At 40.9% G+C, this 6,292-nt stretch carries 4 protein-coding genes; 3 read left to right on the top strand and 1 reads right to left on the bottom strand.

The features are described 5' to 3' along the window. Nucleotides 1-235: 235 nt before the first annotated feature. Nucleotides 236-511 (top strand): hypothetical protein, encoded by a 276-nt coding sequence (locus Q0465_RS09635; RefSeq protein WP_298615591.1) that lies wholly within the window; start codon nucleotides 236-238, stop codon nucleotides 509-511. Nucleotides 512-868: 357 nt separating this feature from the next. Here Q0465_RS09635 and Q0465_RS09640 read toward each other — a convergent pair whose 3' ends face one another. Then, nucleotides 869-1,414: an alpha/beta hydrolase-fold protein gene (locus Q0465_RS09640; RefSeq protein ID WP_367274306.1), complete on the bottom strand. Its 546-nt coding sequence runs from the start codon at nucleotides 1,412-1,414 to the stop codon at nucleotides 869-871. Nucleotides 1,415-1,731: 317 nt separating this feature from the next. Here Q0465_RS09640 and Q0465_RS09645 point away from each other — a divergent pair, with 317 nt between their 5' ends. Both Q0465_RS09645 and Q0465_RS09650 read left to right on the top strand, forming a co-directional pair. Continuing rightward, nucleotides 1,732-2,565 carry a helix-turn-helix domain-containing protein gene (locus Q0465_RS09645; protein ID WP_298615597.1) on the top strand — a complete coding sequence of 278 codons (834 nt, stop codon included), beginning with the start codon at nucleotides 1,732-1,734 and terminating at the stop codon, nucleotides 2,563-2,565. A 15-nt stretch (nucleotides 2,566-2,580) separates the two neighbouring features. Next, nucleotides 2,581-5,295, top strand: a complete 2,715-nt coding sequence (locus Q0465_RS09650; RefSeq protein WP_298615599.1) for a PAS domain-containing protein — start codon at nucleotides 2,581-2,583, stop codon at nucleotides 5,293-5,295. Nucleotides 5,296-6,292 lie beyond the last annotated feature (997 nt).

Here is a 6,292-nt window from a genome sequence, read left to right on the forward strand (position 1 = left end):
TAGAATACAGGCCTGTCACGCCTGGGGTCGCGGGTTCGAGTCCCGTCCGCACCGCCTTCTTAGAAGAAAAATGAAGTAAACCTCGGTAAATCAACAGATTTATCGAGGTTTTTTGTTTTTAGTATATGTGCATTAATACACAAGGAAGCAAATGAATTACTGATATATTCGTCTCTGCAGGTAAGGACATAAGTAATGCCGAATACGAAGGACAGGGTAAAAATTGCTGCTACAGATGCGTAGAGCCCGAAGTTCGAAGACTTCTCAAAGCGGAAGCAGAACAAAATATGTAAACGGGAAATATTACAATGCCCGTCCTTTTACTTACAACGGTATACCCGTTAAATTAGGAGTAGAAATTACGGCAATAGACAGAGAGGATATTCATGCTTTTATTCAAAAACGTTATTCCCGAATGTATTATTTAAAATGGGATGATGAAAATAAAAGATTTTACTCCGACTTTTTTATACTGCCCTTACCGTTAATGGGGAAAATGCAATTACCGTAGTCGGCCAACCATCTATTTCCGGCTATACGCTTCCTGCAATAACTTTCAGCCTCCCTCATTCCAGTTTGGTATACAGACTGGCTTTTTCTTATGACTTGACCGGTGAACCGGAAAATCCTTATACGAACAAGGTACATATAATCATTAAAGATTCTTTAGAAAATTATTTAAGCAAGTTGTATGACTATGATTCTTCGGTAACCGGTGAATTTATAAAAAAGATACCGCTTCGAAACAGGTTATAAGCCGGTAAATCCATTCCGGTTATTTATTCAAAACGACTATTGTAAAGCTTATTCATGTTTTTTACCCTTGGAATAAAGGCCAAATCTGACCGGGAAATAACAATTTAAATATTTACAGAGTCAGAGAATGGCCAAAATATGGTGTAGTTATGCAGCAAAGCTTCTTATTTTCCGATACGATTATCCGGGACATTGCACCAGGGACAGCTAATATTGACAAGGAGGGTTTATTGTATGCAGTTATACAATAAATATCAGTAACAAGCAAAGAATCAAATCTCCGGACCCCTTTCCTATATCCTGCTTCCAAATCGCCTGTTTCCCCTTTGGATATATAAACAAATTTATCCGGTTTTACCGGAACTTTCGTTTTAAAACTTTTCAGTAATCTGTCCTGACCATATACCAGATTCGGACTGAACATCATATAAGTATTGAAAAGTGAATCTCTCTCACACAACGCATACATCAGCAACGAACTGCCCAGTGAATGCCCTATTCCCACCCTATGACGGGTCACGTGATAACGGGACTCGATACAAGGGAAAAGTTCATCTGACATAAAATGCATTAATCTTTGTGCCCGTTTTGTTTCTCCCTTCCCCTCGCCTACCATAAAATCATTCCTGCGGGTGTTCTCAGAAGTTATGCCTACAATTAAAAAAACGGTATCTCATCTTCCATATCCTGAATAAAGGCTCTATGCACAGCTACGAGATTCACGCAAACATCCTCTCCATCCAAAACATACACTACATTCATTTTTTGATTTAATGATTGAGCAGGAAGTTCAGGGATGACAATACTAATACACCGGATACGGGTATACCCTCTCAGCTGAGGAGATTTTTGCAAAAAATCGCCGGACTTTGATACTCAAACTTGTGGATCGCGTTCATTTTTTATAGGAAAATCCGGAATAAAAGGGGAATGATATACTTTTATCGCCGTATAAAAGCTATAAATAGCAAATGAGTGGAAAATTTTCAGATACATACAGATATATCATTGCTTCCCGCAAACGAGCATGAGACTTACCTTAAAGAAGGTTTTAACGGAATCTGTACAGGAGGCAGTGCCGTTATACAGCTCTTTTCAGTCCGCTATCGGATCTCTGAAAATGAGCTGGTAACTATTTTGCCGCAACAATTGGTTTCTATTTCTGAAATCAGTGACGATTTTTCCATGACTTTTTTTAAGGTAGACAAAGTGATGTTCCTGGATATTATGAGCGGCTTAGGAAAATTAACTCCTGTTTTTTTCTTTTATATGCGGAAGAATTTCCATACCCGTCTCAGTGACAATGATATCAAAAGGTTTCTGAGTTATTGCCAGGCACTTGATTTCCGTGGCAACAACAACGATCCTGTTTTCCGGCGTGAGACTATTCTTCATCTGCTGCGGATTTATTATTGGGATCATTATGTTGCCTTTCAAAAGAAAACCATCCAGGAAAAGTATCCCTTTCTCAATTCACATAAAGAGAGAATTGCTTTCAAATTCGCCATGCTGGTCTCAGAACATTACGACACTCACCGGGAAGTAGCTTTTTATGCAGATCAATTGTGCATCTCCTCTTTATATCTGACCCAGGTCATTCAGGAAGTGAACGGACAGAGAGCCAGAGAGATGATTACAGACTATGTTGTCGTCGGAATTAAATCCCTGTTGCGAAATGCCGATCTGGATATAAAAGAGATAACCCGGCAAGCCGGATTTGCTACACAATCTTCTTTAAGCCGCTTTTTCCGCAGGCAAACAGGCATGTCTCCTTCGGAATACCGGCGAACGGTTCACCTTATACGATAAAAACAAGACTTTAGCATGAAGCAAACGAAAGCAAATGCCTGCGATACAGGCAAAATATCATTTGAGGAGGAGATGTCTGCCCTGCTGTGTGAACAGATTTTCTTTTCAGAAGGCGTATTTGCCCGCCTGCCGATGGGTGTCGAAATTTATGACTCCCAAGGTACTCTGCGTAGCCTGAACGAACGGGCCAAGCAGATTTACGGCGTTGAACCGGATACGGTAATAGGCCAAGTGAATCTTTTTAACAGCCCATATGTTGATGAACAACTGGAAGCAAAAATAAAAGCCGGAAAAGAGATGGTCCTGGAATTTGAATATGATTTTGACAGGATGAACCGGGAATATTTTCAGACCCGGAATAAAAAATCTATTATTTATGAAGTGAAAATCGTTCCCATCTGTAATAAAGAAGGAAAGATCGTCGGACACATGCTGCTGACCAATGATGTAACCTCCACCAAAGAGGCAGAATACCGCACTGAAGAAGGCAAGAAAAATCTGGAAATGGCTATGGAAGCAGCAAGCATGTCTTCGTGGATATACGATATCCGCAAGCAGACATTTTCCCCTTTGTTTGGAGTACCTATCGTCCGGAACGACATGACATTAAACGAATTGCAGACGATGCTGCATCCGCATGACAGGGCTCCGCTGACAGAACTTTTCTCCAAGCTGATTAACAGGGAAATCCAACAGGGACAAATCACAGTACGTGTATCTGATGGAGAAGTTTTCCGTCATTACGAAAGCCGGATGCGGCTTTCCACTGAACACCGGGGTAAATTACAAATCGTCGGGACTCAATTGGATGTAACCGAAAAATTCCGGATGGCGAAATGGACACAGGACCTGCAGGCCAAACGCGAGCTGGCAATGAAAGTCAATAACATTGTCCACTGGGATTTCGATGTAAAGACACAAAAGTTCGAGTCCTATAACGATCCGGTCAACGACTATGTTTCCGGACGGCCAGTCTCTATATATGAGTACCTGGAAGTAATACATCCGGAAGACCAGTCTCTGGTCAACGATGCCTTACAAACCATGCTTTCGGGAGAAAAATATAACATCAATTTTACCTGCCGTATACAAACGAAATACGATGAAGCATGGCAATATAGCAATGTTACAGGTGTCCCTTTCGAAGAAGATGAAAACGGCAAAGTCACCCGTTTTACAGGCTTCAGACAAAATATTTCCAAACTTCACCAACTGAATGAAGAACTCAAAGAACGAAATTATAAAATGGAGCTGACGTTCAAAACTGTCGGAATGTCTTACTGGGATTTTGACGTGAAGACAAGACAATACCGGGCATTTAATGATTCAGTCAATGATTACCGTTCCGAAAAAGCCATTTCGCCGGAGGATTATCTGAACGTAGCACATCCGGACGATACAAAACGGCTACGCGAGAATATCGAAAGTATGTTGCGGGGAGAAGCCAGAGAATTCTGTGTACAATACCGCTCCCGGACCAAATGGGACTTGGAATGGCAAACTCTGATCGTGACCGGGCTTCCATCTGAACGCGACAAAAAGGGAAATATCATCCGCTATACAGGTATCGCCTTCAACAATACAAAATGGGAAAAGATGGCTCAGGAACTGAAAGAGATGAAAGAGAGGGCAGAACTTTCTGACCGGCTTAAATCTGCTTTTCTGGCCAACATGAGCCACGAGATCCGTACGCCCCTGAATGCTATCGTCGGATTTTCCGAGTTATTACTCGATTGTGACGATCCGGTAGAAAAGGCAGAGTATGGACGTATGATCGAGTCGAACAATGAATTGCTGCTGCGGCTTATCAATGATATTCTGGATTTATCGAAAATCGAGTCGGGCATATTGGAAAGCAGGCGGATGAGGTTCAGCATGACGCAATTGTGTGATGAACTCTATAAGATGATGCAACCGAAAATGCCAAATACGGAGGTCAAATTGCTACAAGATAAGCCACTGCAAGATTTCTGGATTTTTCTGGACCGTGACCGCCTCAAACAGGTATGGATGAATTTTCTGACCAATGCAGTGAAATGTACCCGGTCCGGACATATCCGGATGGGATATTCTGTCGAAAATGAGGGTATCCGTTTTTATGTCGAAGATACGGGATGCGGCATTCCGAAAAAGCTGCATGCTCAGGTTTTCGGACGTTTCCAGAAACTCAACGAGTTTGCACAAGGGACAGGTTTAGGACTGGCGATCTCCAAAGCCATTATCGAAGCTGCTGGCGGTAAAATCGGATTTACCTCTGAATCAGGTACCGGCTCAACTTTCTGGGGATGGGTCCCGTGCGAAATATCCGGGTACGGAGATAACAGTGTTTTAGAGTTGTCTTTGCCATCTTCATGTAATAATAGAACCGACGAATTCAAAATCAGGGAAAAAAAGATACTGGTGGCCGAAGACAATGATAGTAATTATGCTTTAGTGTTGCATATTCTCAAAGATTACGACCTTACACGGGCAGTGAATGGTGTTGAGGCCGTTGACGAGGTACGCAACGGAAATTACGACTTTGTGTTGATGGATCTGAAAATGCCGGTTATGGGCGGCCTGGAAGCCACCCGGAAAATCCGTGAATTCAATACCGAAATTCCAATAGTCGCGCTTACAGCCAATGCTTTCGATTCAGACCGGACCAGCGCCATAGAAGCCGGATGTAATGCATTTCTGGCAAAACCCGTGAAAAAGAAACAATTACTTGAATTCTTTTCCATGAAATAGTAAAAGAGAAAATCTTGGAAAGCAAACTTCTGCATGGAGAAGAAAGTGTTTACCTCTCTACTTTTATGTCGGCAGCAAGAGGAAATTATGCTGTCAACCGTAAAGGTATTTCGGGAATTCGCCCCTGCATAAAGTTTCAGAATAAGAAAAAAGAATGGAATTATCATTTTATTAAACGGATCATCTGCTGACCCTCTCATTTACCAAGAGAAAAATAGAGGAATAAAAGAAGAAATAAAATCAAATTTTATTATTTGCTTTCCTTTAGCCCACAGTAAAAGGATTTCAGGCTATTCCCTTACCTTCGGGCTTACTATTTATCATCTCCCCCTGGATAAAGAACATTATGCTTAAAAATAACCGCTTCACTCTCCTTGTCTGTAATACCCCGCAAAAATTCCATGTTTTTTGATAATTGATTTTGATAATCTGGCAATATCATATCAGTGTAATCCCATTATTTAAAGATGAGGCAGACGCTTTATATATGGCTATAAATGTAATGTTAGCTCTAAACCCGGAAAAAGAACAAATCCGGATTTTCTGCAAATTATGTAACGAATATTTTACTGCCACCCTGCTCTTACTCAGGAATTATTCAGGAGGCAAATAATGTATATTTTATAGCTGTTCATTCGTTCTTTGTATCGTATTCACCCTCTGTCTTGTTTTACCTGAAAGGTTGGGGCTGTGTTCGTTATAGCATAACGTTCAGCTTTCGCTGCAAAACCAGTACTCCCTCCTGTTAGATACTATATTGCCATTTAGACTTTATCTTAATTTTAAGTTTATCCGTTATTCAAGTCTGGCTTGTCATGGAAAAACGTTTGAAGTTCTTTCTATCCTCTCTTTATACAACAGAAAAATAAATTAAATCATTTAGGAACTCGGGATAATGTGGCAATAACTGCATTCTTAAAGGAGTTTTTCTTCGCATAGGCAACTTAATAAATTCTGAAATTATAGGAAAATAAACAACTATGCCTTTGGGCTTCAT

The organism is uncultured Odoribacter sp. (genome assembly GCF_937966165.1).
Taxonomy (GTDB): domain Bacteria; phylum Bacteroidota; class Bacteroidia; order Bacteroidales; family Marinifilaceae; genus Culturomica.